This is a genomic window from Micromonospora sp. NPDC049089, from assembly GCF_040648775.1.
GTDB lineage: Bacteria > Actinomycetota > Actinomycetes > Mycobacteriales > Micromonosporaceae > Micromonospora.
Window position 1 is genome coordinate 1 of the sequence record NZ_JBEZEH010000412.1, and the last position, 1,097, is coordinate 1,097.

The following is a 1,097-nucleotide window of genomic DNA, read 5'->3' on the forward strand; positions in this document are numbered from 1 at the left end:
GCCGGACCCGGCCCGCGCGAGCGAGGTCGAGGTGCTGTTCCATGCCGAGGGGCCGGAACCCGAAGGTGGCCGGGGCCCCGGTCGCGTACGGATCAGGACTGCTGCTCGACCTGGCCCCGGATCGCGGTGAACTCGGCCTTCGCCTGGTCGGCGGACTTGAAGTACATCACCACCATGCCCAGGCTGCCCCGGTCGGCCCAGACGCAGATGCCCAGCGGTACGGTCTCGGCCTTGCCGTCGCCGCAACGCGCCTCACCGCCGAGCGGGCCGGCGTCGACGGCCGTCATCGTGTCCACCGTCAGCTGCTTGGACAGGCCGTCCACATAGGCGTCCAGCTCCTTCTTCGGGTCCGACAGCAGCCCGGACACGCCCGCGATCATGACGAGGTCCTGCTTGGTCGGGTCGCCGTAGAAGGCGGCGACCGTGCTCGTCTCGTTCCCCGCCGCCGTCTTCATCCCGGCGACCGCCTGCTCGGCGGCCGTCAGGAGCTCCGGGTTGGTGAGCTTCGGCCGGCCGGCGAGGGTGGTCGGCGCGACGACCCGGGTCTTGCTGGCGTCCAGCGCTTCGTTCACCGGCCCCTTGGCGACGGCCCAGATGATCGCCGCGCCGCCGACGCAGAGCACCAGCACCACTGCCAACACGATCAGCACGATCTTGCCGACGTTCGACTTCTTCGCCGGGGGAGGACCGCCGGCCAGGTTCGGGTCACCGTACGGCTGACCCGGCTGCGCGTGTGGGAAGCCAGGCTGGGCCGGCGGGAAACCGGGCTGCGCGGGCGGGAAGCCCTGCTGCGCGTACGGCTGACCCGGCTGCGCGGGCGGGAAACCACCGGGCTGCTGCGGCTGTCCCTGCTGCTGCGGCGGCGGCCACCCGCCAGGCTGCTGGCCCGGCTGCTCCGACGGGTCGGGGGAATCGTGCGGCGGGCCGTAGGGATTGGCCGGCGGCTGAGACATCAGTCAGCTCCAAGATGGGGTTGCAAAACGCGTGATCCTAACCCGGCGCGATGCCCGCCGCCGTCCCCGCGAAAACCCGCATCCCGCAATCGTCTGATCACAAACGGTCGCGGTGGCCGGTCCGTCCCTATCGGACGGACCGGC

1 protein-coding gene is annotated in these 1,097 nt (G+C 71.6%); it reads right to left on the bottom strand.

From position 1 onward, the window contains the following. Nucleotides 1–92 precede the first annotated feature (92 nt). Nucleotides 93–953: a hypothetical protein gene (locus AB0B48_RS33180; protein WP_357208620.1), complete on the bottom strand. Its 861-nt coding sequence runs from the start codon at nucleotides 951–953 to the stop codon at nucleotides 93–95. Nucleotides 954–1,097 lie beyond the last annotated feature (144 nt).

Coding starts and splice junctions, on each gene's coding strand:
- AB0B48_RS33180 (WP_357208620.1), bottom strand. CDS start 953: ATGTCTCAGCCGCCGGCCAATCCCTACGGCCCGCCGCACGATTCCCCC.